22 protein-coding genes are annotated in these 24,783 nt (G+C 67.6%); 10 read left to right on the top strand and 12 right to left on the bottom strand.

Annotation, left to right across the window (positions count from 1 at the left end):
* Positions 1-25: 25 nt before the first annotated feature.
* The 6 genes from PTT45_RS09440 to ppa all read left to right on the top strand — a co-directional run bounded on the left by PTT45_RS09440 (position 26) and on the right by ppa (position 6,433).
* Positions 26-1,393, top strand: a complete 1,368-nt coding sequence (locus PTT45_RS09440; protein ID WP_273812920.1) for a glutamine synthetase family protein — start codon at positions 26-28, stop codon at positions 1,391-1,393.
* A 15-nt stretch (positions 1,394-1,408) separates the two neighbouring features.
* Positions 1,409-2,797, top strand: coding sequence for an aldehyde dehydrogenase family protein (locus tag PTT45_RS09435; protein WP_273812919.1), 1,389 nt, complete (start codon positions 1,409-1,411; stop codon positions 2,795-2,797).
* Positions 2,798-2,810: 13 nt separating this feature from the next.
* Entirely contained in the window at positions 2,811-3,971 is a 1,161-nt protein-coding gene (locus PTT45_RS09430; RefSeq protein WP_273812918.1) for an iron-containing alcohol dehydrogenase, read from the top strand.
* Between the two features lie 536 nt (positions 3,972-4,507).
* A complete protein-coding gene (locus PTT45_RS09425) occupies positions 4,508-4,960 on the top strand; it encodes a GNAT family N-acetyltransferase (RefSeq protein WP_273812917.1) in 453 nt (150 codons plus the stop codon).
* Positions 4,961-5,009: 49 nt separating this feature from the next.
* Positions 5,010-5,828, top strand: coding sequence for a zinc-dependent peptidase (locus PTT45_RS09420; RefSeq protein ID WP_273812916.1), 819 nt, complete (start codon positions 5,010-5,012; stop codon positions 5,826-5,828).
* Positions 5,829-5,905: 77 nt separating this feature from the next.
* Positions 5,906-6,433: an inorganic diphosphatase gene (gene ppa / locus PTT45_RS09415; protein WP_273812915.1), complete on the top strand. Its 528-nt coding sequence runs from the start codon at positions 5,906-5,908 to the stop codon at positions 6,431-6,433.
* Positions 6,434-6,488: 55 nt separating this feature from the next.
* Here ppa and PTT45_RS09410 read toward each other — a convergent pair whose 3' ends face one another.
* From PTT45_RS09410 to PTT45_RS09380, 7 genes are all read right to left on the bottom strand, one after another.
* On the bottom strand, positions 6,489-8,126 hold the full coding sequence (locus PTT45_RS09410) for a GMC family oxidoreductase (RefSeq protein WP_273812914.1): 1,638 nt from the start codon (positions 8,124-8,126) through the stop codon (positions 6,489-6,491).
* A gap of 100 nt (positions 8,127-8,226) precedes the next feature.
* On the bottom strand, positions 8,227-9,060 hold the full coding sequence (locus PTT45_RS09405) for an ABC transporter ATP-binding protein (protein ID WP_273812913.1): 834 nt from the start codon (positions 9,058-9,060) through the stop codon (positions 8,227-8,229).
* Positions 9,048-9,851, bottom strand: a complete 804-nt coding sequence (locus PTT45_RS09400; protein WP_273812912.1) for an ABC transporter permease — start codon at positions 9,849-9,851, stop codon at positions 9,048-9,050. Before PTT45_RS09400 ends, PTT45_RS09405 begins: the two co-directional genes overlap by 13 nt.
* A 65-nt stretch (positions 9,852-9,916) precedes the next feature.
* Positions 9,917-10,903 (bottom strand): ABC transporter substrate-binding protein, encoded by a 987-nt coding sequence (locus tag PTT45_RS09395; protein WP_273812911.1) that lies wholly within the window; start codon positions 10,901-10,903, stop codon positions 9,917-9,919.
* Between the two features lie 156 nt (positions 10,904-11,059).
* Positions 11,060-12,433 carry an aspartate aminotransferase family protein gene (locus tag PTT45_RS09390; protein WP_273812910.1) on the bottom strand — a complete coding sequence of 458 codons (1,374 nt, stop codon included), beginning with the start codon at positions 12,431-12,433 and terminating at the stop codon, positions 11,060-11,062.
* Positions 12,434-12,474: 41 nt separating this feature from the next.
* Positions 12,475-13,965 (bottom strand): aldehyde dehydrogenase, encoded by a 1,491-nt coding sequence (locus PTT45_RS09385; protein ID WP_273812909.1) that lies wholly within the window; start codon positions 13,963-13,965, stop codon positions 12,475-12,477.
* Between the two features lie 317 nt (positions 13,966-14,282).
* Entirely contained in the window at positions 14,283-15,083 is an 801-nt protein-coding gene (locus PTT45_RS09380; protein WP_273812908.1) for a carbon-nitrogen hydrolase family protein, read from the bottom strand.
* A 170-nt stretch (positions 15,084-15,253) separates the two neighbouring features.
* On the opposite strand from PTT45_RS09380, the gene PTT45_RS09375 reads away from it, so the two are divergent.
* Positions 15,254-16,171, top strand: coding sequence for a LysR family transcriptional regulator (locus PTT45_RS09375; protein WP_273812907.1), 918 nt, complete (start codon positions 15,254-15,256; stop codon positions 16,169-16,171).
* A 14-nt stretch (positions 16,172-16,185) separates the two neighbouring features.
* Here the strand turns inward: PTT45_RS09375 and PTT45_RS09370 are convergent, their stop codons facing one another.
* From PTT45_RS09370 to PTT45_RS09350, 5 genes are all read right to left on the bottom strand, one after another.
* Entirely contained in the window at positions 16,186-16,737 is a 552-nt protein-coding gene (locus tag PTT45_RS09370) for a YdeI/OmpD-associated family protein (protein WP_273812906.1), read from the bottom strand.
* Positions 16,738-16,855: 118 nt separating this feature from the next.
* Complete coding sequence (argE, locus tag PTT45_RS09365) at positions 16,856-18,013, bottom strand: acetylornithine deacetylase (protein ID WP_273812905.1); 1,158 nt, start codon at positions 18,011-18,013, stop codon at positions 16,856-16,858.
* A 26-nt stretch (positions 18,014-18,039) separates the two neighbouring features.
* Positions 18,040-18,714 carry a DUF1028 domain-containing protein gene (locus PTT45_RS09360; protein WP_273812904.1) on the bottom strand — a complete coding sequence of 225 codons (675 nt, stop codon included), beginning with the start codon at positions 18,712-18,714 and terminating at the stop codon, positions 18,040-18,042.
* Between the two features lie 9 nt (positions 18,715-18,723).
* A complete protein-coding gene (locus PTT45_RS09355; RefSeq protein WP_043308415.1) occupies positions 18,724-19,143 on the bottom strand; it encodes a RidA family protein in 420 nt (139 codons plus the stop codon).
* Positions 19,143-20,498 (bottom strand): flavin-containing monooxygenase, encoded by a 1,356-nt coding sequence (locus PTT45_RS09350; RefSeq protein ID WP_273812903.1) that lies wholly within the window; start codon positions 20,496-20,498, stop codon positions 19,143-19,145. The genes PTT45_RS09355 and PTT45_RS09350 overlap by 1 nt, the downstream gene beginning before the upstream one ends.
* Before the next feature lie 181 nt (positions 20,499-20,679).
* On the opposite strand from PTT45_RS09350, the gene PTT45_RS09345 reads away from it, so the two are divergent.
* From PTT45_RS09345 to PTT45_RS09335, 3 genes are read left to right on the top strand one after another with little or no spacing between them, the layout of a single operon-like run.
* The gene (locus PTT45_RS09345) at positions 20,680-21,600 is read left to right on the top strand and encodes a LysR family transcriptional regulator (protein WP_273812901.1); all 921 of its coding nucleotides are present in this window, start codon (positions 20,680-20,682) and stop codon (positions 21,598-21,600) included.
* 57 nt (positions 21,601-21,657) lie between these two features.
* A complete protein-coding gene (gene fdhD, locus PTT45_RS09340) occupies positions 21,658-22,464 on the top strand; it encodes a formate dehydrogenase accessory sulfurtransferase FdhD (protein WP_273812900.1) in 807 nt (268 codons plus the stop codon).
* Complete coding sequence (locus tag PTT45_RS09335) at positions 22,461-24,761, top strand: FdhF/YdeP family oxidoreductase (protein ID WP_273812899.1); 2,301 nt, start codon at positions 22,461-22,463, stop codon at positions 24,759-24,761. Before fdhD ends, PTT45_RS09335 begins: the two co-directional genes overlap by 4 nt.
* Positions 24,762-24,783: the final 22 nt, after the last annotated feature.

Below are 24,783 nucleotides of genomic sequence, written 5' to 3'. Positions count from 1 at the left end.
CCGACCTTTTCCGGAGACCAACGGAATGACTGCCCACCTCACCCTGGCCGGCCTGCGCGAACTCGCCGTGGCCGGCAAGATCGACACCGTCCTGGCCTGCATGGTCGACATGCAGGGCCGCCTGATCGGCAAGCGCTTCCAGGTCGAGTTCTTCCTCGACAGCGCTTATGAAGAAACCCACGGCTGCGACTACCTGCTGGCCGACGACATCGACATGGAACCGGTGCCCGGCTACGCCGCCGCCAGCTGGAAACAGGGCTACGGCGACTTCGTGTTCAAGCCCGACCTGTCCACCATGCGCGTGGTGCCCTGGCTGGAAGGCACGGCCCTGGTGCTGTGCGACGTGCAGGACCACCACCACCACGACCTGCCGCACAGCCCGCGCGGCATCCTCAAGCGGCAGATCGAGCGCCTCACCGAGCGCGGCTACAAGGGCATGTTCGCCTCGGAGCTGGAGTTCTACCTGTTCGACCAGAGCTACGAGGACATCCACACCGGGCACTACCAGAACCCCAAGACGGCCAACTACTACATCGAGGACTACAGCATCCTGCAGACCATCCGCGAGGAGCCGGTGATGCGGGCGATCCGCAAGCACCTGCAGGCCGCAGGCATCCCGGTGGAAAACTCCAAGGGCGAATGGGGGCCGGGCCAGGAAGAGATCAACGTGCGCTACGCCGAGGCGCTGGTGATGGCCGACCGGCACAGCATCATCAAGCACGCCTGCAAGGAAATCGCCCTGCTGCAGGGCAAGGCCGTCACCTTCATGGCCAAGTGGAACTACAACCTGGCCGGCTCCAGCAGCCATATCCACAACTCGCTGTTCAGCCTCGATGGCGAACAGGCGCTGTTCCATGACCCGGCCGGCGAGTACGGCATGTCCAAGCTGATGCGCCAGTGGGTCGCCGGCCAGCTCAAGTACGCCAGCGACATCACCTACTTCCTCGCGCCCTATATCAACTCCTACAAGCGCTTCCAGGCTGGCACCTTCGCTCCAACCCGCGCGGTGTGGAGCTGCGACAACCGCACCGCCGGCTTCCGCCTGTGCGGCGCCGGCAGCAAGGGCATCCGCATCGAATGCCGCATCGGTGGCGCCGACCTCAACCCCTACCTGGCCTACGCCGCGCTGATCGCCGCCGGCCTGGCCGGCATCGACGAACAGCTGGAGCTGCCGGCGCCCTTCTCCGGTGACGCCTATGCCGACGACGAACTGCCGGAAGTGGCCAAGACCCTGCGCGGCGCGGCCGAAGCCCTCGACCGTTCGGAACTGCTGCGCAAGGCCCTGGGCGACGACGTGGTCGAACACTACCTGCACACCGCGCGCTGGGAGCAGATGGAATACGACCGCCGGGTGACCGACTGGGAACTGCGCCGCGGCTTCGAGCGCTACTGACAGGGAGAGCAGCAGATGAACAGCATTCGCCTGATTTCACCGGTGGACGGCAGCCTCTACGCCGAGCGCGCCATCGCCAGCAGCAGCGCTCTGGAACAGACCCTGGCCGCTGCCACCCAGGCCCAGCGAGCCTGGCGCGAACTCGCCATCGGCCAGCGCGCCACCTACTGCCTGAAGGCGGTGGACGCCATGCTGGCGATGAAGGACGAAATCGTCCCCGAACTGGCCTGGCAGATGGGACGCCCGATCCGCTTCGGCGCAGGCGAGCTGCGCGGCTTCGAGGAACGCGCACGCCACATGATCGGCATCGCCGAGAGCGCCCTGGCCGACGTAGTACCTGATCCCAAAGAAGGCTTCCGCCGCTATATCCGCCGCGAGCCACTGGGCACCGTGCTGGTGGTGGCGCCGTGGAACTATCCCTACCTGACCGCAGTGAACGCGGTCATCCCGGCGCTGATGGCCGGCAACGCCGTGCTGCTCAAGCACGCCAGCCAGACCCTGCTGGTCGGCGAACGCTTCGCCGAGGCCTTCAAGCGCGCCGGACTGCCGGCCGGGCTGTTCCACAACCTGGTGCTGGACCACGGCCAGACCGCCACCCTGATCGCCTCCGGCCAGGTGCAGCAGGTCAACTTCACCGGCTCGGTGGAGGGCGGCCGTCTGATGGAGAGCGCCGCCGCCGGCCACTTCATCGGCGTCGGCCTGGAACTGGGCGGCAAGGACCCGGCCTACGTGCGCAGCGACGCCGACCTGGCCCACGCGGTGGAAAACCTGGTGGACGGCAGCTTCTTCAACTCCGGGCAGAGCTGCTGCGGCATCGAGCGCATCTATGTGGACAAGGCCCTGTATCCGGCCTTCGTCGAGGGCTTCGTCGAGCTGACTAAACAGTACACCTTGGGCAGCCCACTGGACGAGGCCACTACCCTCGGCCCACTGGTGCGCAGCAGCGCCGCCGAATTCGTCCGCGGGCAGATCGCCGAGGCCAGGTCCAAGGGTGCCAAGGCGCTGATCGACCCCGCCAGCTTCGCCAACGACGCGCCTGGCACCGCCTATATGGCGCCGCAGGTGCTGACCGGGGTCAACCACGAGATGGCGGTGATGCGCGACGAGAGCTTCGGCCCGGTGGTCGGCATCATGCCGGTGGCCAGCGAAGCCGAGGCCATCACCCTGATGAACGACAGCCCCTACGGCCTCAGCGCGGCCATCTGGACCGAGGACCTGGACGCCGCCGAACGCATCGGCCAACAGCTGGAAACCGGCACCGTGTTCATGAATCGCTGCGACTACCTGGACCCGGCCCTGGCCTGGACCGGCGTCAAGCACACCGGGCGCGGCGCCACGCTGTCGCGCCTGGGCTACGAGCACCTGACCCGGCCCAAGTCCTTCCACCTGCGCCAGCAGCTCTGACCAGGAGTCCACCATGAGCAAGACCGCCAACTGGAACTACCCGACCTCGGTGCGCTTCGGTGCCGGCCGCATCCAGGAACTGCCGGAACTGTGCAGGAGCATCGGCATGCTGCGCCCGCTGCTGGTCACCGACCGCGGCCTGGGCAGCGCACCAATCACCACCGCCGCCCTCGACTCGCTCAAGGAAGCCGGCCTCGGTGCCGCGCTGTTCAGCGACCTCAAGCCCAACCCGGTGGAGAGCAACCTCGCTGCGGGCCTGGCCGCCTACCGCGCCGGCAAGCACGACGGCGTGGTCGCCTTCGGCGGCGGCAGCGGCCTGGACATGGGCAAGCTGATCGCCTTCATGAGTGGCCAGGCACGACCGGTGTGGGACTTCGAAGATGTCGGCGACTGGTGGACCCGCGCCGACCCGCGCGGCATCGCCCCGGTGATCGCCGTGCCGACCACCGCCGGCACCGGCTCGGAGGTCGGCCGCGCCGGCATCCTCACCGACGAGCGCAGCCACACCAAGCGCATCATCTTCCACCCACAGATGATGCCGCGCATCGTCATCAGCGACCCTGCACTATCTGTCGGCATGCCGGCCTTCATCACCGCCGGCACCGGCATGGACGCTTTCTCGCACTGCCTGGAGGCCTACTGCGCCCCAGGCTTCCACCCCATGGCCGACGGTATCGCCGTGGAGGGCATGCGCCTGGTCAAGGGCGCGCTGGTCAGAGCGGTCAAGCAGCCGGACGACCTCGACGCCCGCGCCGACATGCTCGCCGCCGCCGCCATGGGCGCCACCGCCTTCCAGAAGGGCCTCGGCGGCATGCACGCCTTGGCGCACCCGATCGGTGCGCTGTACGACACCCACCACGGCATGACCAACGCCACGCTGATGCCCTACGTGCTGAAGTTCAACCGCAGCGCCATCGAGGAGCGCATCACCCGCCTGGCCGCCTACCTGCAACTGGCCAACCCGGGCTTCGACAGCTTCCTCGAACTGGTCCTGCAACTGCGCAGCGACACCGGCGTGCCGCACAGCCTGGCCGAGCTCGGTGTCGACGACAGCAAGACCGCGCTGATCGCGCAGATGGCCGTGGTCGACCCCTCTGCCGGCGGCAATCCGCTGCCCTTGACCGAGGAGAACGTCAGCCAGCTGTTCACCGCCGCCCTGCACGGCCGCCTCTGAGCGCTGGATAAAAAACCGCCCGGCTGCTGCAAGGCGCGCCTGGCGGCGCTCGTGGCGATAGCCGAACAGCTTGTCCACAACTTTGCCCAAGGCTTCTGTGGACAAACTTTTCGCCCTGAACAGCGCCCGCCAACTGCACAGAAAACGCCCATCTGGCTCCAGCCCACGGCCGTTGCGCTTCCGCCGCCGGAGCGCACAGCTTATCCACAGCAAAGCCCACAGTTACTGTGCCTAACCCGTGACGTAAGTCACTGATCAAGATCGAAATTCAACCAACCGCAGGCAGACCGCGCGGGTTCTGCCCAGGCACCAGCTGCCGACAGCTTATCCACAGCATCACCCACAGCCTCTGGGGGTAAGTTGCGGACACCAGTAAAGGGGAGAATCCGCCCCTCGACGTACCAGGGCAGCAAGCCACGCCAAGATCAAACGCTCGCTTGGATTGCGCTTTCCAGCATCTTTGGGCAGCATCGGGTTGACCGTTGGCACAGCAACTGCAACTGCCCACTCACACTCCATAGACGCCGAGGCCCGCCATGCGCATTGTCCAAGCCACCCTGGAGCACCTGGACCTGCTGACCCCGCTGTTCATCAAGTACCGTGAGTTCTATGGCGAGCTGCCCTTCCCGGACTCGTCGCGCAAGTTCCTCGAGACGCGCATCAAGCGCAAAGAATCGATCATCTACCTGGCCATGGCCGACGATGAGGACAAGCTGCTCGGTTACTGCCAGCTGTTCCCCAGCTACTCCTCGCTGTCGCTCAAGCGCGTGTGGATTCTCAACGACATCTATGTCGCCGAAGACGCCCGCCGCATGCTGGTCGCCGACCGCCTGCTGCAGACCGCCAAGCAGATGGCCAAGGAAACCAACGCCGTGCGCATGCGCGTAGCCACCAGCATCAGCAACGAGGTGGCGCAGAAGACCTACGAGTCCATCGGCTTCCGCGAAGACACCAAGTTCAAGAACTACATCCTCGAACTGGGCGATTGATCAGGCAGGCGAACGCCTGCGCGTTCGCCGCCCACCCCGAGACAGATTCATGTGGTCATTCCGCGCCTGGCGCCGCCGGCGCATTCTCTCCCGCTCGCCCTACACCACCCGCCACTGGCATGAGGTCCGCGCGCGCCTGCCGATCCTCGATGGCCTGAGCGAGGCCGAGGAGCAGCGCCTGTTCCAACGCGCCATCCTGTTCCTGCACCACAAGCGTCTGACCGCCCTGCCCGGCGTCGAACTGAATGAAGCCGACCGCCTGACCCTGGCCGCCCAGGCCGAACTGCCTCTGCTGCACCTGGCCGATCTCGACTGGTACCAGGGCTTCCACGAGATCGTGCTGTACCCGGATGACTTCGTCAGCCCGCAGCGCCATCGCGACGCCAGCGGCATCGAACACGAGTGGGACGACGAGCGCAGCGGCGAGGCCTGGCACCAGGGCCCGGTGATCATGGCCTGGCCTGGCGTGCAGAGCGGTGGCGGCTGGGACGCCTACAACCTGGTGATCCACGAGCTGTCGCACAAGCTGGACATGCTCAACGGCGACGCCAACGGCCTGCCGCCGCTGCACCGCGACATGCGTATCGGCGACTGGGCCGGCGCCATGCAGGCCGCCTACGACGAGATGAATGCCGCGCTGGACGCCAACCCCGAGGCGCACACGGCCATCGATCCCTATGCCGCAGAGAACCCCGCCGAGTTCTTCGCCGTCACCAGCGAATACTTCTTCACCGCGCCGGACCTGCTGCAGCAGGCCTTTCCATCCGTGTACCAGCAACTGGTCGGTTTCTACCGCCAGGACCCGCTGACACGCCTGCAACGGCTCCTGGCAGAGCACCCAGCCTACCGCGACACGACCAACGGATGAGCACGCGGGCGTAGTAACGCCCTGGGAATGTGCCTATAATCCGCGCACTTTTTTTGGCCCAACCTGGGGTGTCCACCATGAGCTACAGCAAAGTCCCGGCCGGCAAAGACGTGCCGAACGACATCTACGTCGCCATCGAGATTCCGGCCAACCACGCGCCGATCAAATACGAGATCGATCACGACACCGACTGCCTGTTCGTTGATCGCTTCATGGCCACCCCGATGTTCTACCCGGCCAACTACGGCTTCATCCCGCACACCCTGGCCGACGACGGCGACCCCCTGGACGTGCTGGTAGTGACCCCGTATCCGGTAGCTCCGGGCTCCGTGATCCGCTGCCGTCCGGTTGGCGTGCTGAACATGACCGACGAAGCCGGCGGTGACGCCAAGCTGATCGCCGTCCCGCACGATAAGCTGACCACCATCTACAAAGACGTACAGGAATACACCGACCTGCCTCCGCTGCTGATCGAGCAGATCAAGCACTTCTTCGAGAACTACAAGGATCTCGAGAAGGGCAAGTGGGTCAAGGTCGAAGGCTGGGGCAACGCTGACGAAGCCCGCCAAGCAATTCTGAAGGCGGTAGCGGCTTACCAGAAGTAAGCCAAAACCACCCCCTGAAGGCCGGCCACAAGCCGGCCTTTTTATTGCCTGCGATTCAAGCCGGGCTGAGCTCGGCGGCCTGCTCCACCGGCTTTGGCGCCTTGGCGCTGGCGAGAATCAGGTCGGCGGCCTTCTCACCGATCATGATGCACGGCGCATTGGTATTGCCGCTGATCAGCGTCGGCATGATCGAGGCATCGGCCACGCGCAGGTTGGCCAGGCCGCGTACCTTCAGCTCCGGCGTGACCACCGCCTGCTCGTCCGTGCCCATCTTGCAGGTGCCGACCGGGTGGAACACGGTCGCCGCGTAGTCGCGCAGGTGCGCCCGCAGTTGTTCATCGCTCTGCACATCCGGCCCCGGCAGCATCTCGGCACCACGCAGGTCGTCGAACTCTGGCTGGGCGAGGATGCGTCGCGCCAGCTTGACGCCCTCCACCAGCACCCGCGCGTCCTCCTCGTCGGCAAAGAAGTTGAAGTCGATGGACAGGCTGCGCCCGGCGCCCAGGCGCAGCTCGCCGATACTCTTCGGCCGCAGCACGCAGGTGTGGATGGCGTAGCCGTGGCCCCACTCGAACAGGCGGCCGCGATGGCTGCGGTAGCCGGGCACGAAGTGCATCTGCACGTCCGGCAGCGCCTCCGCCAGCGGCGTGCGGGCGAAGCCGCCGGCCTCGACGTAGTTGGTGGTCAGCCAGCCCATCTTCTGCGCCAGGTACTTGAACGGCGAGGCGATGATCTTCGGCAGCGCGCCAATGGAGAAACCCAGCGACAGCGGGCTCTTCGAGCGCACGGTGACCAGGCCGTCGATATGGTCCTGCAGGTTCTTGCCCACTCCCGCCAGGTCGACGCTGCAGGCCACGCCGGCAGCTGCCAGCTCGGCCTGCGGGCCGATGCCGGACTTGAGCAGGATATGCGGCGAGCCCAGCGAGCCGGCGCAGAGGATGGCCTCGCGCGTGCACTGCAGGGTGCGCCACTGGCCGTTCTGACGCAGCTCCACGCCCGTCACGCGATCGCCGTCGAGCAACAGGCGCTCCACCTCGCAACTGGTCAGCACCTCGAGGTTGCTACGTTCGCGCACCGGGTGGACGAAGGCGCGGTAGCTGGACAGGCGCTTGGCGTTTTTCTGGGTGACGTTGTAGATACCCGCGCCTTCCAGGGTGCCGCCATTGAAGTCGTCGTTGCGCGCCAGGCCGATACGCCCTGCGGCGCGCACATACAGCTCGGACAGCGGGTTGGGATCACGCGGCTTGTCCACCAGCAGCTCGCCCTGGGTGCCGTGGTACTGCAGCGCCTGACCGAGGCGGTTGCCCTCGGATTTCCGGAAGTACGGCAGCACGTCGGCCCAGCCCCAGCCAGGGCAACCGGCGGCTTCCCAGCGGTCGTAGTCGCTGGCGTCGCCGCGAATGTAGATCATGCTGTTCATCGAACTTGAGCCGCCGAGGGCCTTGCCGCGCGGGGTGTGCAGGCTGCGCCCGGCGAGGTTCTTCTGCGGCGCGGAGAAGTAGTTCCAGCTGAACTCGCGGCTCTTGTACAGGGTGATGGTACCGGCCGGGGTCTGCACCCGCGGGCTGGCGTCGCTGCCGCCGGCCTCGATCAGGCACACGCGCACGCTCGGATCGGCGCTCAGGCGGTTGGCCAGCACGCAGCCGGCCGAGCCGGCGCCGACGATCAGGTAGTCGTAGGAATCTGTAGCCATGGGAGAAGCCTCATGGTTCACGGGCGGGCTCGCGCCTTGTGGGCACGCCGCCCCGGGGAAAGGCGAGCGGCGGGCGACCAGCGCCCGCCGCGCGTGGCACTCAGTGCACCTCTTCGAGGTCGTCGTGCAGCAGTTCGAGGATGTGCCGTTTCATGCGGATGAACTCCGGTTCCATCACCACCTCAAGGCTGCGCGGACGCTCGATCGGCACCTCGAGGATTTCCTTGATCCGCCCGGGACGCGCGCCCATCACATAGATGCGGTCGGCGAGCAGGATGGCCTCGTCGATGTCGTGGGTGACGAACACCACGGTCTTCTTGCTGTTGCCCCACACCTGCAGCAGCAGTTGCTGCATCTGCAGGCGGGTCTGGCTGTCCAGCGCGCCGAACGGCTCGTCCATCAGCAGGATCTGCGGGTCGTTGGCCAGCGCACGGGCAATCGCCACGCGCTGCATCATGCCGCCGGAGAGCTGCTTGGGATAATGCTCGGCGAACTTGGCCAGGCCCACTTCGCCCAGGTAGAACTCGACGATGGTGCGGATCTCGTCCTGCGGCAGGCCGCGGCGCTTGAGGCCGAACTCGACGTTCTGCCGCACCGTCAGCCAGGGGAACAGGGTGTAGCTCTGGAACACCATGCCGCGGTCGGCGCCGGGGCCGTCGACCTTCTGCCCGCCGACGTAGATGGCGCCGTCGCTCGGCTCGGCCAGGCCGGCGGTGAGGTACAGCAGGCTCGACTTGCCGCAGCCGGACGGGCCGACGATGACCGCGAACTGCTGGTCCGGCACCTCGAAGGACACGTTGTCCAGTGCGGTGAATGTCTCGCCCTTGGGCGAGCGGTAGCGCAGGCTGACGTTCTCGACCTTGAGCCGGGCAGGAACGTCGGCGTACTGGTCCAGCGCCGGCATGATGTAGGGTTTGCTGGCTACTGCGCCCATGCGGCAATCCTCAGTCGAAGCAGACGGAACAGCTGGTCGGTGATCAGCCCGAGCAAGCCGATGATGGCGATGGCGAGGAAGATCACGTCGACCTGGAAGCCACGCATGGCCTTCAGGCTGATGTAACCCAGGCCGCTGGACGCGGCGACCAGCTCGGCCACCACCAGGTAGGTCCAGGCCCAGCCCATGGTCACGCGCAGGGTGTCGAGCACGCCGGGCAAGGATGCCGGGCCGAGCACGTGGAGGACCACGTCGCGGCGGCTGGCGCCGAGGGTGTAGCTGGCGTTGATCAGGTCCTTGGACACGCCCTTGGAGACGTCGGCGATCATCACCAGTTGCTGGAAGAACACGCCGAAGATGATCACCGCCACGCGCTGTTCCAGGCCGATGCCGATCCACAGGATGAACAGCGGCACGAAGCTGGTCACCGGCAGGTAGCGGATGAAGTTCACCAGCGGCTCGATGAAGGCCTGCACGATGCGGAAGCTGCCCATCAGCAGGCCCAGCGGCACCGCCACCAGCGAGGAGACGATGAAGCCGATCATCACCACCTCGATGCTCGCCCACACGTGCTTGCCCAGGGTGCCGTCACCGGCCAGGCGCACGGCGGCGTCGACCACCGCGCCAGGGGTCGGCAGGAACATCGACTGCACCACGCCGCCGTAGGACAGACCGGCCCACAGGCCGATCACCAGCAGCCAGCACAGGGTGCTGGCGCCCACAATGAGTCGGCCGGGCAGCTCGACCTTGGGGGTCAGGCAGCGCTGCAGCCAGGATTTTTGCGTGGCCATGCTGCCACCTCTCGAAACGGAAATTGAACGACGGGAGCGGCGCACGGCCGCTCCCGGTAGGCGCGTTACGGCGTGACGAAGCGGGTGTCGACCAGGTCTTCGTATTTCACGTCGTAGGTCTTGCCCTGCAGCTGGGTCCAGGTCTCGTTGGCCAGCTTGATGATGCCGGCGATGTCGCCCTCTTTACCCGGGGTGCCGAGCAGCTTCTCGCTCATCGCCTGGTCGTAGAACTTCACGCCCTTGGCGGCCTCGGCCAGGTCCTTGGGATCGGCCAGGTAGCCGCCGACGCCCTTGGCCATGATCTCGTGGGCCTTGTCCGGGTTCTGCTTGGCGAACTCGACCGCCTTGTACAGGCCCTTGACCAGCGCCTTCACATCCTCCGGCTGCTTCTCGATCACGTCGCAGGACAGCGCCACCACGTCGACGATCACGCCGGGGGTTTCGCTGGAGTCGATCAGCACCTTGCCCTGGCCCTTCTGCTTGACCAGCGACAGGTGCGGCTCCCAGGTCACCGCCGCCGGTACGCGGCCGGCGATGAAGGCCGTGGCCGCGTCGTCGGCGGTCATGTTCTGGACCTCCAGGTCGCTCATGTTCATGCCCTTCTGCTTGAGCAGGTAGCTCAGCCAGAACTGCGACACCGAGCCCTCGTTGACCGCCACCGCCTGGCCTTTCAGCTGGTCCAGGCTGGTCACGTCCTTGCCCACCAGCACGCCGTCGCCGCCGTGGGATTCGTCGAGCGCGGCCACGGCCTTGAAGCAGAAGTCCTTGGAGCGGTACTTGAGGATCTCGTCGATGGTCGAGGCGGAGCCGGATATCTTGCCGGAGGCCTGGGCGGCCATATACATGGCCGATTCCTCGATCACGGTGAACTCCACGTCCAGGCCCTGCTCCTTGAAGTAGCCGAGGTCGCGGGCCAGGTACAGGGTGCCGTAGCCAACCCAGGTGGTGTGACCGAGGGACAGGGTGCCCGCCTGCGCGGTGGCGGCCAGGCCCAGGGCCAGGCCGGCGCCGAGGGCGGTACGGGCGAAACGGTTGCGCAAGGTGTTGATCATGGAGCTCTCCACAGCCTGACGGCAGATTTGTTGGTGTATGTGTGGCAGGGCTGGCCAGTGGCCGAATGCGTCCCCACGCCGGCCCGCAAACGGCCGGCGGCTCTCTTCGTTGCAGCGCCCTCTGCGGGGCTTTTCTGACTTACAGCGGATATGGCGTTACAGCAGGTTCAGTTCGCGGCCGGTGCGGTCCACGGCGCGGCGGGTCTTGTCGACCAGCTCCTCCAGTTCGGCGCGAGTGGCGACCAGGGCCGGGGCCATGATCATGCGGCCGAGGGTGGAGCGAATGATCAGGCCCTCGTCGAAGCCGACGGTGCGGCAGTGCCAGGCGATGTCGTTCTCGTTGGCGAAGCGCTTGCGGCTGTCCTTGTCCTCGGCGAACTGCAGCGCGGCGACCAGGCCGGCGCCCTGCACGTCGCCGATCAGCGGGTGGTCCTTGAAGGTCTCGCGCAGCAACTGCTGCAGGTACGGGCCGGTGTCGTTCTTGACCCGACTGACTATGCCCTCGTCGCGCAGCGCGGTGAGGTTGGCGATGGCCACGGCGGCGGCCACCGGGTGGCCGGCGTAGGTCAGGCCGTGGGCGAACACGCCGCCCTCCTGCACCAGCGCGTCGGCAATGCGCTTGCCGAGCACCAGGCCGCCCATGGGGATGTAGCCGGAGGTGAGGCCCTTGGCGATGGTCAGCGTGTCCGGCTCGAAGCCGAAGTGCTGGTGGGCGAACCACTCGCCGGTGCGGCCGAAGCCGCCGATCACTTCATCGGCGCAGAGCAGCACGTCGTACTGGCGGCAGATGCGCTGCACCTCGGCCCAGTAGCTGGCCGGCGGGAAGATCATGCCGCCGGCGCCCTGGAACGGCTCGGCGACGAAGGCGGCAACGTTCTCGGCGCCCAGTTCGAGGATCTTCGCTTCCAGCTCGCGGGCGGCCTTGAGACCGAAGGCTTCTTCGCTCAGGTCGCCACCCTCGGCGAAGTAGTACGGCTCACCGATGTGGGCGAAGTCCGGCAGCATGCCGCCCATCTCGTGCATGAAGCCCATGCCGCCGAGCGCGGTGCTGCCCAGGGTGGAGCCGTGGTAGCCGTTCCAGCGGCCGATCATGATCTTCTTCTGCGGTTTGCCGACCACCTGCCAGTAGCGGCGTACGGCGCGGATCAGCACCTCGTTGGCCTCGGAGCCGGAGTTGGTATAGATGGCGTGGCTGTAGTGCTTGGGCAGCAGGCTGAAGAGCAGCTCGGACAACTCGACCACACGCGGATGCGTGGTGTGGAAGAACAGGTTGTAGTACGGCAGCTCGGCCAGCTGGCGGGTGGCCGCGGCATTCAGGTCTTCGCGGCCGTAACCCAGCGCGGTGCACCAGAGACCGGACATGCCATCGAGGTAGCGCTTGCCCTCGGTGTCCCAGAGGTTCAGGCCCTGGCCCTTGGCGATCACCAGGGCGCCCTTTTCGTTGAGCGCCTTCTGGTCGAGGAAGGCATGGATGTGGTGGGCCGCATCCAGCGCCTGGTATTCCTTGGTGGTGTGTTTCTGGGCAGTCATCGCAAGGCTCCTTATCCGGGTTCCGGCTCTATGGCCGCTGCTTAGCGCAATTGGAACCAGGTGGTTTTCAACTGGGTGTATTTGTCGAACGAGTGCAGCGACAGGTCGCGGCCGAAGCCGGATTGCTTGCCGCCGCCGAAGGGGGTGCAGGGATCGAGGGCATCGACGGTGTTGACCGACACGGTGCCGGCACGCAAACGACGGGCCACGCGATGGGCGCGGTTGAGGTCGTCGCTCCACAGCGAGGCAGCCAGGCCGTAGATGCTGTCGTTGGCCAGGGCCACGGCCTGCTCCTCGGAGTCGAACGGCAGCACGGCGAGCACCGGGCCGAACACTTCCTCGCGGGCCAGGCGGCTGTCGGCGGCCACGCCGGTGAAGATGGTCGGCGCGACGAAGTTGTCCGAACCGTTGAAGCTCAGCTGCTTACCGCCGCAGACCAGGCTCGCGCCCTCGGCCTGGGCGCCGCGGATGAAGTCCATGACCCGCGCGGTCTGCCGCGTATCGACAATGGCACCGGCGCGGCTGGCCGGGTCCAGCGGGTCGCCCGGCTGCCAGTCGCGGGCCTTGGCCTGCAGGCGCTCGACGAACTCGTCGTGGATCGAGCGCTCGACCAGCAGGCGCGAGTTGGCCGAGCAGACTTCGCCCTGGTTGAAGAAGATGCCGAAGGCGGCCTTGCTCGCCGCCAGATCGAGGTCCTGGCAGTCGGCGAACACCAGGTTGGCGCTCTTGCCGCCGCACTCCAGCCAGACCTGCTTGAGGTTGGATTGCGCCGAGTAGCCCATGAAGTATTTGCCGACTTCGGTGGAGCCGGTGAAGGCCAGGCAGTCGACGTCCATGTGCAGGCCGAGGGCCTTGCCGGCGCTCTCGCCGAGACCAGGTACCACGTTGAACACGCCCTCGGGAATGCCGGCCTCCAGGGCCAGTTCGGCCAGGCGCAGGGCGGAGAACGGCGACTGCTCGGCGGGCTTGAGCACCACCGAGTTGCCGGCGGCCAGGGCCGGGGCCAGTTTCCAGGCCGCCATATCCAGCGGGAAGTTCCACGGCACCACGGCAGCGACCACCCCGAGGGCTTCGCGGGTGATGGTGGCGAGGGCGTCCGGCGCGGTCGGCGCGACCTGGTCGTAGAGTTTGTCGATGCTCTCGGCGTACCAGCGGAACACACCGGCAGCGCCGGGCACGTCGATGTTCCAGGCATCCATCACCGGCTTGCCCATGTTCAGCGAGTCGAGCAGCGCCAGTTCGTCGCGATTGGCCAGGATCAGCTCGGCCAGGCGCAGCAGCTTCTGCTGACGCTCACGCGGCGCACAACGCGACCAGACACCGGACTCGAAGCTGGCGCGGGCACTGCGCACCGCCAGATCGACCTCGGCCTCGCCACAGGCGGCGACGTTGGCCAGCAGGCGGCCGGTGGCCGGATCGATGGAGGCGAAGGTGGCGCCGGAAGCTGCGGCGACGCGGCGACCGCCGATGAGCGCCTGGTCGATGAAACGCTGTTCGCTTGCGCGGCGTTGCCAGTCGTTGAGTTGCAGCACCCTGATTCTCCCGAACCGATCCTGTGGCTTGATGCGAACCGATGGTGGCCCAAGGCAGGGGTTAGGAAAATTATTAAAAATGTCATCGGGACATACGAAAAAGCTGGCTACGAGCGCACCAGATCAGGGCAACGCGCCAGCTTTGCGTGCACAGCCACACCCTGACGCCAGGCGTGTCTGCTCCCCGCTCTACCGCAATCGGCGTGCAGCCTGCGCCGCACCTGGCTGAGCCAGGAAAGGACCGCAATGGCCCCAGGCCCATCGCAGGCAATCCGGACATGCCCAGGCGCGGCGCCAGCGCACCATCACGGACCGCCTCAACCCTCGGTCAAGGCGCCATACAGCTGCGGGCGGCGGCCCTGCAGATAGGGAAATGTCTCGGCCCATTGCGCCCGCTGCGAGCGATCCAGATCGACCGTGAACTGCGCCTCGCCGCCAGCCACCGCGCCCAGGCGCTGGCCGTCCGGCGCGGCCACGCAGGAGCCGCCGAGGAACACCAGGCCATTCTCCACGCCACTGTGGTTGCAGTAGGCAACGAACAGCTGGTTCTCCACCGCACGGGTCGGCACGATCAGCTCCGGTACGGCGCGGTACTCCGGGGTCAGCGCAGTGGGGATCAGCACCAGCTCGGCGCCGGCCAGGGCGTGGCTGCGCACGTTTTCGGGGAACTCCACGTCAAAGCAGATCAGCAGGGCGATGCGCCAGCCATCCAGTTCGAAGGGCGCCTCCAGACTATCGCCGGCCTGGAACAGCTCATGCTCCATGGGGCCGAACAGGTGGGTCTTGCGGTAGTGCGCCACGCGCCGGCCTTCGGCGTCGATCACCTGCGCCGAATTGAACGGCTTGCCGCCGGCCGCATCGCGCTCGGCGTAGCCATAGCAGAGCGCCACGCCATGCTCGCGACACAGCGCGGCGATGCGCTGCGCCGCCGGGCCGTCGGCGGGCTCGGCCAACGCCGCCATCTGCTGCGGCACGTGGTAGCCGCCCAGCCACAGCTCGGGGCACAGCAGCAGGCGCGCACCCGCGGCGGCCGCGGCGCGCAGCTGGGGTTCCAGGGCCGCCAGGTTGGCCTCGATATCGGCGGGGAAACCTTGGGTCTGCCACAGGGCCAGGCGCATTCGGAGTACTCCTATCATGGTTCGTGTACGGCTCTTGCAAGCAGGATACGCATCCCCTTGGCGCGGCGAGCCAGGAAAAATATCGCCTGTGCCGAGCAAAAAGCTCGCCCACCCGGCCCCATTGCGCGGCTATGGTGGGCACAAAAAAGAATGATGCTCAGAGGTTTTGCGTGGCTTCCTATACCCTGCGTCAACTGAAGTACTTCGTCACCACCGTGGAATGCGGCAGCGTCGCCGAGGCGTCGCGCAAGCTGTACATCGCCCAGCCCTCCATCTCCACCGCCATCAAGGGCCTGGAAGAGAGCTTCGGCGTGCAGCTGTTCATCCGCCACCATGCCCAGGGCGTGTCGCTCACCCCTGGCGGCGCGCGTTTCTACCGCAAGGCCCAGGAACTGCTGCGCATGGCCAAGGAGTTCGAACAGAACGCCCTGGCCGACAATGACGTGGTGGCCGGGCAGATCGATATCGGCTGCTTCGAGACCGTCGCCCCGCTCTACCTGCCCAAGCTGATCGCTGGCTTCCGCGAGCGCTACCCGGGGGTGGAAATCCGCCTGCACGACGGCGAGCAGCAGGAGCTGGTGCAGGGCCTGACCGGCGGCCGCTTCGACCTGGCGATCTTCTACGAGCACGACCTCGACGGCACCATCGAGACCGATCCGCTGATGCCGCCGCAGCGCCCCTACGCCCTGCTGCCGGAAGGCCATCGCTTCGCCGGGCAGAAGGAAGTGTCGCTGCGCGACCTGGCGCTGGAGCCGATGATCCTGCTCGACGTGCTGCCGAGCCGCACCTACTTCGTGAGCATCTTCGAAGAGCTCGGCCTGAGCCCGAACATCGTCTTCAGCTCGCCCTCGATCGAGATGGTGCGCGGCATGGTCGGCCAGGGCTTCGGCTTCTCGGTGCTGGTCACCCGCCCACAGTCGGACATCACCTACGACGGCAAGCGCGTGGTCTGCGTGGATATCGTCGAGGACGTCACCGGCTCCGGCCTGGTCGCCGCTTGGCTCAAGCGCGCGCACCTGACCAAACCGGCGCAGCTGTTCGTCGACTTCTGCAAGGAGCAGCTGGGCCCGCCCGCTACTCAGGACTGAGTAGCGGCTGCGCCTCAATCCGCCGCAGCGGGCGCGCAGAAGGCCTTGCTGTAGTAGCCGGAAGGATCGAAACAGCACACCCGCTGCTTGCCGGAGGCGAGCATGTCGCAGGCGTCGTTGATGCGCTTGCTGCGGGTCTTGAGCTGCTTGGCGGAGGTGATCCAGTGAATCCAGTCCAGCCGCGCCAGGGGCGTGGTGCCGTTCCACACCGCCAGCGCCGCCGGGGCGGCCTGCAAGGCTTCGTGCAGATCGGCCGGCACCTCGGGCTCCGGCTCCTGCGACAACTGCATGACCTCCAGGCTGACGCTATCGCCGGCCTGCACCCCGGCCATCTCGCAGAGCTGCCGGCTGAGCCGCAGCCAATGGCTGAGCTGGCCATCCGGCTCGAGCGTCACCTGAAAGTTCTGCTCGTTGAGCGATGCGGCCACCGTCACCCGGCCGCGACGGGACAGCTGCTCACTGATCTCTTTGGGCAACAGGACGAAGGCCCAGAAGGCGTCGCCGTCGGGCTTGGCCGGGCGCTGCAGGGTTGCACTGAAAGTGATGGGCGTTGCGCTCTCGGTCATGTCCTGTCCCTGGTGAAGATCGGTGCGCGCCGGACGGCTCGTCGCCAACCGGCATCGCCGACCAGTCTGCCTCAGCAGCACACGGAAGCAGAACCCCACCGACGGCTGGCAATGCGACTCAGGCGGTCTGGCGCATCCACTGCGTCAGCCGGGCCAGCATGGCATCGCAGGCGTCGAGCTGGGCCAGGCTGACGAACTCGTCCGGCTTGTGGCCCTGGTCCATGCTTCCGGGGCCGCAGACCACGGTGGCGATGCCGGCCTCGTCGAACAGGCCGCCTTCGGTGCCGTAGGCCACGGTGGAGAAGTCGTCCGAGCCGGCGATCAGCGCCAGCAGCTGCGCGGCTTCGCTGCCGGCCTCGGTGAACAGGCCGGGGTAGCTGGACAGCTCGCTGAAGCGGATGTCGCTGGCCGCGCTCACCGCACGCATGCGCGGCAGCAGCTCGCTCTCGGCATAGTCGCGCAGCTCGGCGGCGACCTGCTGCGGGTCGTCGGCCGGCAGCGCGCGCATCTCGAAGTCGAAGCGGCACTCGGCCGGCACGATGTTGAGCGCACGACCGCCCTGGATCACCCCGGTCTGCACCGTCGAGTACGGCGGATCGAAGCGCTCATCGTGCCGCTCGGGAGCCGCCAGGCGCGTGCCGATCTCGCCCAGCTTGCCGATCAGCCGCGCTGCGTATTCGATGGCGTTGACGCCCTGCGGCGCATAGGCCGAGTGGCAGGCCGCGCCGTGCACCTCGCAGCGCATCGCCAGCTTGCCCTTGTGGCCGAGCACCGGGCGCATCTCGGTGGGTTCGCCGATGATGCAGATGCCCGGCCGCTCCGGGCTGGCGCGCAGCTGTTCGATCAGGCTGCGCACGCCGAGGCAGCCGACTTCCTCGTCGTAGGAGATAGCGATGTGCAGCGGCAGGCGCAGCGGCTGGGCGAGGAAGGCCGGCACGGCGGCCAGCACGCAGGCGATGTAGCCCTTCATGTCCGCCGTGCCACGGCCGTAGAGGCGACCATCGCGCTCGGTCAGTGCGAAGGCCGGCACGCTCCAGGCCTGGCCGTCCGCCGGTACCACGTCGCTGTGCCCGGACAACATCACCCCGCCCGCCCCGTTCGGGCCCAGGCGCGCGTGCAGGTTGGCCTTGGTCCGCTCGGCGTTGAACAGCAGCTGGCTGGCGACGCCGAGCCCACCCAGGTAGTCGCGCACGTATTCGATCAGCGCCAGGTTGGACTCGCGACTGGTGGTGTCGAAGGCGATCAGGTCGGCGAGGATGGCGCGGCTAGTGGACATGGGCGTTCCGGGTATCGGGAAAGAAACTACTCGTCACCCGGCACGCCGTAGCTCGGCGCGGCAGTGGGGTCGAGGGCGCGGGTCAGGTAATCCTGCAGCTGCGGCTGGTAGGCCTGCCACAGCTTGTCGAGCACGCCGATAGGGTCCTCTTCGGCCCAGTCGACACGCAGGTCGGCGATCGGCCAGGTCAGCTCGCCGACCACCGAGAGCGCCGCCGAATGTACCGGCCCGGCCTCGCCGCCGGCCGCCATCGCCGCGTGCATGGCCGCCAACAGGCGCTCGGCCAGGCAGCCGGCGGCCTGTTCGAAGGCCTCGACCATGGCGTCGATCACCGCCGGCGAGCTCAGCAGGTTGCCGGCCGCCACGCACTGCTCGCCGGCCCGTGCGTTGTGCACGCCGAGTGCCTGGCTGCCGGTGAACAGCGCGGTGCCGCCGTGACTGTCGATCACCGTCACCTGGCGATACTGGCCGTAGCCGTTGCTGCCCAGCGCCTTGTCCAGCGCGGCCGATGGCTCCAGGCCGGACTCCAGCAGGTCGAGCACCTGCGGGCCGAGCGCCGGCAGGGTGATGTTCTGCGTCGACACCGCGCCGACCCCGGCGCGCAGCCAGGGGCAGCGGGCGCCGACGGCGATGCTCGACGAACTGATGGCGATGCCCAGCTGGCCGGTCTCGGCGCAGCGGCCGACGATGGAGAAGGTCATGGGCGCTCCTTAAAGCTGATCGTCAGGGATGACCGCGATCACATCGATCTCCATCAGCCACTGCGGCTGACCGAGAGCCGATACCACCAGACCGGTGGAGATCGGGAACACGCCCTTGAGCCACTTGCCGACCTCGCGGTAGACCGGCTCGCGGTAGCGTGGGTCGATGATGTAGGTGGTGGTCTTGACGATGTGCGAGAGGTCGCTGCCGGCCTCTTCGAGCAGTTGCTTGACGTTCTTCATCGCCTGCTCGGCCTGCGCCGCCGGATCACCCAGGCCGACCAGGTTGCCGTCGAAGTCGGTGCCGACCTGGCCGCGTACGTACACGGTATTGCCGGCGCGCACGGCCTGGCACAGGTCGTTGTCCAGGGACTGGTTGGGGTAGGTGTCCTTGGTGTTGAACATGCGGATGCGGGTATGGGTGGGCATCAGCGAACTCCTGGCAGACTGACTTTGGCCAGCGGTGCGTCGGCCTCGGCCTGGCGCTGCGTGGCATCGCGGTATTCGAGGTACTTACGCTGGGTGGCGATGTGGTCGGCGACGTGCTTGGCGTCGTGCCACACCCCCCAGATGAAGGTGGAGCCACGCCGCGACAGCCACGGCAGGCCGACGAAGTACACGCCCGGCTCGCTGGACACGCCGCGCTGGTGCTGCGGCTTGCCCTTGGCGTCGAAGGCATCCACCTGCAGCCAGCTGAAATCGACGGAGTAGCCGGTAGCCCAGATCACCGAGCCGACGCCGGCGGCGGCCAGGTCCAGTTCGAGGATCGGCTCGCGCACACAGGCCGGCTCGGCGAACACGCGGCGCGCCTCCGGCTCTTCCGGCAGATCCAGGCCATTGCGCTCGATATAGGCATCGGCGGCGTCGAGCAGCGACAGATAGTTCTCGTCGCCACGCGCCAGGTTGTCCGCCAGGTCATTCTGGAAGCGTGCCACAGTGCCGGCGAAGGACTGGGTCAGGCCGACCAGGGTGATGCCCTCGCCCGCCAGGCGGCGGAAGTCGATGGTCTCGCCACCACGCGCGCCGCTGACGGCGATGGTCACGTGTTCCTTGCCCGGCTGCGCCGCCTCCAGGTCCCACAGGCCGAGCACGCCCAGCCACCAGACGAAGTCGCGGCCACGGTAGCTGCGCGGCGGGCGGTCATGAGCGCCGACCGAGAGATAGACGCGACGGCCGGCGCGGTTCAGCTCGTCGGCGATCTGCACGCCGGAGGAGCCGGCGCCAACCACCAGCACCGCGCCCTCGGGCAGCTGCTGCGGGTTGCGATAGGCCGCCGAGTGCAACTGCTGGATGGCACCGTCCTGCGGGGCGATGGCCGGGATCACCGGACGCTGGAACGGGCCGGTGGCGGAGACCACGCGGCGCGCCTGGATCACGCCCTCGGAGGTCTCCACGGTGAAGCCGGCGCCGGCGCTGTTGCGCACCACGCGTTTGACCTCAACACCGGTGCGGATCGGCGCGTTGAACTGGCGGGCGTAGTCCTCGAAGTAGTCGGCGACCATGTCCTTCGACGGGAAGGCATCGGGGTCGATGGGAAATTCCAGGCCGGGGAAGCGGTCGTGCCAGGCCGGGCCGTTGGCCACCAGCGAATCCCAGCGCCCGGTGCGCCAGGCCTCGGCGATGCGGTTCTTCTCCAGCACCAGGTGCGGCACGCCGAGCTTGCTCAGGTGCTCGCTCATGGCCACACCGGCCTGCCCGGCGCCGATCACCAGGGTATCAATCTCGGTTATTTCCAGTGCCCGCTCCGCTTGCTTGGAGAAGGCGGTTCGATTCAGCTCGGTCATGGCCTGCGTCCTCTGACTACGATCAGTTGCAGCTTCTGTTGGCCGCATTCTGTTCAGCGCGGGGCATTCGCGAAATTATGTTTTTTGTACTCGCTGGCTAGGAAAAAGCTGCCCGCCCCGGCGCGCTGCGCCGCGCATTCGTGAGATAACGGGCGCCACCGCGAACCACCGCCAGAGCGCCATGGACATCAAGCAGCTCAGATTCCTCGTCGCCCTCGACGAAACCCGCCACTTCGGCCAGGCCGCCGAGCGCTGCCACGTGACCCAGCCGACGCTGTCCATGCGCCTGCGCAACCTGGAGGACGAGCTGGGCGTGGAGCTGGTGCAACGCGGCCAGCGCTTCGAGGGCTTCACCGCCGCCGGCCAGCGCATCCTGGCCTGGGCACGCAGCCTGCTGGCCGCCGAGGCGGGCCTGCTGGCCGAGGCGGCCGCCTGCCGCGGGCAGATGATCGGCACCCTGCGCCTGGGCGTGGTGCCGCTGTCCGGCTTCGACCCGATGCGCCTGATCGCCAGTTTCAGCGCCGCCTATCCACAATTGCGCTTCCAGCTGTTCGCCCTGAGCAGCGAGGAGATCCTCGAACGCCTGGGTCGCAACCAGCTCGACCTCGGCCTGTCCTACCTGGAACGCCTGGACCGCCAGCACTTCACCGCCCTGGAGCTGGCCGAGACGCGCATGGGCCTGCTGCACGACCGCCGCCACTTCGACTTCGCCGGCGCCGCGCTGAGCTGGGAATCCCTGGCCGAGTTGCCGCTGGGCCTGCTGAGCAGCGAGATGCACTTCCGCCAGTCAATCGACCACGGCTTTCGCAGCAGCGGCCTGAGCCCGCAGCCCTGGCTGGAGACCGATGCCGTGCACCAGTTGCTGCAGGCCGTGGGCCAGGGCCTGTGCTGCAGCATCCTGCCGCTGCACCACGGCCTCGGCGAGCTCGACGCCAACCTGTGCCTGACGCCCATAGCCAACGCCCAGACCCTGGCGCCGCTGGGCCTGATCATGCGCCGCAGCGAACCACGCTCGGCCCTGGCCGAAGCCTGCTTCGCCATCGCCGAGGCTAATGCCCGGCCGATAGATGGGCTCGATCACTCCATCGCCAGCAGCGATTAGACAGCCCGCCGCACGCGCCCTAGGCTGGACTCCTCTCTCTCGCGGAGGGCCCAGCCCATGCCGGCCGCCAGCGCCATCTCCTACAGCTTCAGCGAACTCGGCCCCGCCCACCTCACCGGCGCCAGCCCACTGGCCGACGAGTGCGCCCTGGCCATCGGCTACAACGGCCTGAACCAGGCGGTGATGATGGTCTCGCCGGGCGACCTGGAAGACTTCGTCCTCGGCTTCAGCCTGAGCAACGGCCTGATCGAGAGTCCGGCCGAGCTGTACGACATTCACCTCAGCGGCTCGGGCGAGGCGCGCCGGGCCGAGGTCGAGATCGCCAGCCGCGCCTTCTGGGCCCTCAAGCAGCAGCGTCGGCAACTGGCCGGCAACAGCAGTTGCGGCCTGTGTGGCGTCGAGGCGCTGGAGCAGGCGCTGCCCGAGCTGGCGGCGCTGCCGGGTGCAGCATTGCCGCCGCCCGAGCACCTGCACGAACTGCGCGCCCGCGTCGCCGCCGCCCAACTGCAGGCGCAGGCCAGCGGCGCCATGCACGCCGCGCTGTTCGTCGATGGCAGCGGCGAGATCCGCCTGTGCCGCGAGGACATCGGCCGCCACAACGCCCTGGACAAGCTGATCGGCGCCCTCGCCCGCCAGCGCCTCGATGCCGATGCCGGTTTCGCCGTGATCACCAGCCGCTGCAGCCTGGAGCTGCTGCACAAGGCCGTGCGCGCCGGCATACCGACCCTGGTCAGCCTGTCCGCACCCACCGCACTGACCGTCGACTGGGCGCGTCGCCATCGCCTCAACCTGATCCACCTGCCCCACAGCAGCGCGCCGCGGGTCTACAGCCCGGCGCCCACCAGCGAAGAAGTACCCGCATGAACGACCAAGCCCGCTACCAGCCCTATGCCGGCCCCGCCGCCGGCTGGGGCGCGCTGCGCAGCGTGACCCACCACTGGCTGGACAGCAAACAGCCATTCAAGAACCTGCGCGCCCTGCTTAAGACCAACCAGAACGGCGGCTTCGACTGCCCCGGCTGCGCCTGGGGCGACTCGCCCGAGCGACACATGGTCAAGTTCTGCGAGAACGGCGCCAAGGCGGTGAACTGGGAGGCCACCAAGCGCGGCATCGGCCGCGACTTCTTCGCCCGCTACAGCGTCGCCCAGCTGCGCGCGCAGAGCGACTATTGGCTGGAGCATCAGGGCCGGCTGATCGAGCCGCTGCGCTATGACGCCGAGCGCGACCGCTACGTGCCGATCACCTGGGACGCCGCCTTCGCCCTGATCGCCGAGGTACTCAAGGGCCTCGAAAGCCCCGACCAGGCCGAGTTCTACACCTCCGGCCGGGCCAGCAACGAGGCCGCCTACCTGTACCAGCTGATGGTGCGCGCCTATGGCACCAACAACTTCCCCGACTGCTCGAACATGTGCCACGAGGCCAGCGGCGTGGCCCTGGGCCAGAGCGTCGGCGTGGGCAAGGGCAGCGTCACCTTCAGCGACTTCGCCGAGGCCGACGTCATCCTGGTGTTCGGCCAGAACCCCGGCACCAACCATCCGCGCATGCTCGAACCACTGCGCGAGGCGGTGGAGCGCGGCGCCAGCGTGGTCTGCTTCAATCCGCTCAAGGAGCGTGGACTGGAACGCTTCCAACACCCGCAACACGCCCTGGAGATGCTCGCCAACGGCGCCAAGGCGACCAGCACAGCCTATTTCCGCCCGCACCTGGGCGGCGACATGGCGGCGGTGCGCGGCATGGCCAAGTTCCTCCTGCAGTGGGAGCAAGAAGCACCGGGCAGCGTGTTCGACCATGCCTTCATCACCGAACACACGGACGGGCTGGATAGCTGGCTGGACGCGGTACAGCGCAGCGAATGGGCGCAGATCGAGCAGCAATCCGGCCTGAGCCGGGCCGAGATAGAACAGGCGGCGCGCCTCTACGTGCGCGCCGAGCGGGTGATCGCCTGCTGGGCCATGGGCATCACCCAGCACCGCCATTCGGTGGCGACCATCCAGGAAATCACCAACCTGATGCTGCTGCGCGGCAACATCGGCCGACCGGGTGCGGGGCTGTGCCCGGTGCGCGGCCACAGCAACGTGCAGGGCGACCGCACCATGGGCATCAACGAGCGGCCGCCGGCCAGCCTGCTCGACGCCCTGCAGCGCCGCTACGGCTTCGACGTGCCACGCGCCCAGGGGCACAACACCGTGGAGGCCATCGAGGCCATGCTCGCCGGGCGCAGCCAGGTGTTCATCGGCCTAGGCGGCAACTTCGCCCAGGCCACCCCGGACAGCCCGCGCACCCACGCGGCGCTGCAGCAGTGCGAGCTGACCGTGCAGATCAGCACCAAGCTCAACCGCAGCCACCTGATGCACGGCCGCCAGGCGCTGATCCTGCCGTGCCTGGGTCGCACCGACATCGACCAGCAGGCCGCCGGCCCGCAGGCGGTGACGGTGGAAGACTCGTTCAGCATGGTGCATGCGTCCTGGGGCCAGCTGGCGCCGCTGTCGACACAGATGCGCTCGGAGCCGGCCATCGTCGCCGGCATCGCCAACGCCCTGCTCGGCGCCCGTCCGGTGGACTGGCTGCACCTGGCCGAGGACTACGGGCGCATCCGCGAGCTGATCGCCGACACCATTCCCGGCTTCGCCGGCTTCAACGACAAGCTGGCCCAGCCCGGCGGCTTCTACCTGGGCAACAGCGCGGCACGCCGGCAGTGGAATACCGTCGGCGGCAAGGCGCATTTCGCGGCCCATGCGCTGCCCGAGCATCTGCTGCCGGCGCAGGCGCGCAACAGCGGCGAGACCCCCGACCTGGTGCTGCAGACCCTGCGTTCTCACGACCAGTACAACACCACGCTGTATGGCCTGGACGACCGCTACCGCGGCGTGCGCGGCATGCGCGAGGTGCTCTTCATCAATCCCGAGGATATCCAGCGGCTCGGCTATGAGCCGGGGCAGAAGGTCGACATCGTCTCGCTGTGGGACGACGGCATCGAGCGCAAGGTGCGCGGCTTCACCCTGCTCGCCTACGACACCCCCCGGGGCCAGGCCGCCGCCTACTACCCGGAGACCAACCCGCTGGTGCCGCTGGCCAGCATCGGCGAGGGCAGCCATACGCCGACTTCGAAGTTCGTCGCCATCCGCCTGCAACCGGCCAGTACCGAGGCGCGCATTCTCTAGGCCATTTCCTGCGGGCAGAAAA

Source organism: Pseudomonas sp. Gutcm_11s (assembly GCF_028649395.1).
In the GTDB taxonomy this organism is placed as follows: Bacteria; Pseudomonadota; Gammaproteobacteria; order Pseudomonadales; family Pseudomonadaceae; genus Aquipseudomonas.
Note: the sequence above shows the minus strand (reverse complement) of the source record. Positions and strands in the feature narration are given on the sequence as shown.

Coding starts and splice junctions, on each gene's coding strand:
- PTT45_RS09440 (WP_273812920.1), top strand. CDS start 26: ATGACTGCCCACCTCACCCTGGCCGGCCTGCGCGAACTCGCCGTGGCC.
- PTT45_RS09435 (WP_273812919.1), top strand. CDS start 1,409: ATGAACAGCATTCGCCTGATTTCACCGGTGGACGGCAGCCTCTACGCC.
- PTT45_RS09430 (WP_273812918.1), top strand. CDS start 2,811: ATGAGCAAGACCGCCAACTGGAACTACCCGACCTCGGTGCGCTTCGGT.
- PTT45_RS09425 (WP_273812917.1), top strand. CDS start 4,508: ATGCGCATTGTCCAAGCCACCCTGGAGCACCTGGACCTGCTGACCCCG.
- PTT45_RS09420 (WP_273812916.1), top strand. CDS start 5,010: ATGTGGTCATTCCGCGCCTGGCGCCGCCGGCGCATTCTCTCCCGCTCG.
- ppa (WP_273812915.1), top strand. CDS start 5,906: ATGAGCTACAGCAAAGTCCCGGCCGGCAAAGACGTGCCGAACGACATC.
- PTT45_RS09410 (WP_273812914.1), bottom strand. CDS start 8,126: ATGGCTACAGATTCCTACGACTACCTGATCGTCGGCGCCGGCTCGGCC.
- PTT45_RS09405 (WP_273812913.1), bottom strand. CDS start 9,060: ATGGGCGCAGTAGCCAGCAAACCCTACATCATGCCGGCGCTGGACCAG.
- PTT45_RS09400 (WP_273812912.1), bottom strand. CDS start 9,851: ATGGCCACGCAAAAATCCTGGCTGCAGCGCTGCCTGACCCCCAAGGTC.
- PTT45_RS09395 (WP_273812911.1), bottom strand. CDS start 10,903: ATGATCAACACCTTGCGCAACCGTTTCGCCCGTACCGCCCTCGGCGCC.
- PTT45_RS09390 (WP_273812910.1), bottom strand. CDS start 12,433: ATGACTGCCCAGAAACACACCACCAAGGAATACCAGGCGCTGGATGCG.
- PTT45_RS09380 (WP_273812908.1), bottom strand. CDS start 15,083: ATGCGCCTGGCCCTGTGGCAGACCCAAGGTTTCCCCGCCGATATCGAG.
- PTT45_RS09370 (WP_273812906.1), bottom strand. CDS start 16,737: ATGACCGAGAGCGCAACGCCCATCACTTTCAGTGCAACCCTGCAGCGC.
- argE (WP_273812905.1), bottom strand. CDS start 18,013: ATGTCCACTAGCCGCGCCATCCTCGCCGACCTGATCGCCTTCGACACC.
- PTT45_RS09360 (WP_273812904.1), bottom strand. CDS start 18,714: ATGACCTTCTCCATCGTCGGCCGCTGCGCCGAGACCGGCCAGCTGGGC.
- PTT45_RS09355 (WP_043308415.1), bottom strand. CDS start 19,143: ATGCCCACCCATACCCGCATCCGCATGTTCAACACCAAGGACACCTAC.
- PTT45_RS09350 (WP_273812903.1), bottom strand. CDS start 20,498: ATGACCGAGCTGAATCGAACCGCCTTCTCCAAGCAAGCGGAGCGGGCA.
- PTT45_RS09345 (WP_273812901.1), top strand. CDS start 20,680: ATGGACATCAAGCAGCTCAGATTCCTCGTCGCCCTCGACGAAACCCGC.
- fdhD (WP_273812900.1), top strand. CDS start 21,658: ATGCCGGCCGCCAGCGCCATCTCCTACAGCTTCAGCGAACTCGGCCCC.
- PTT45_RS09335 (WP_273812899.1), top strand. CDS start 22,461: ATGAACGACCAAGCCCGCTACCAGCCCTATGCCGGCCCCGCCGCCGGC.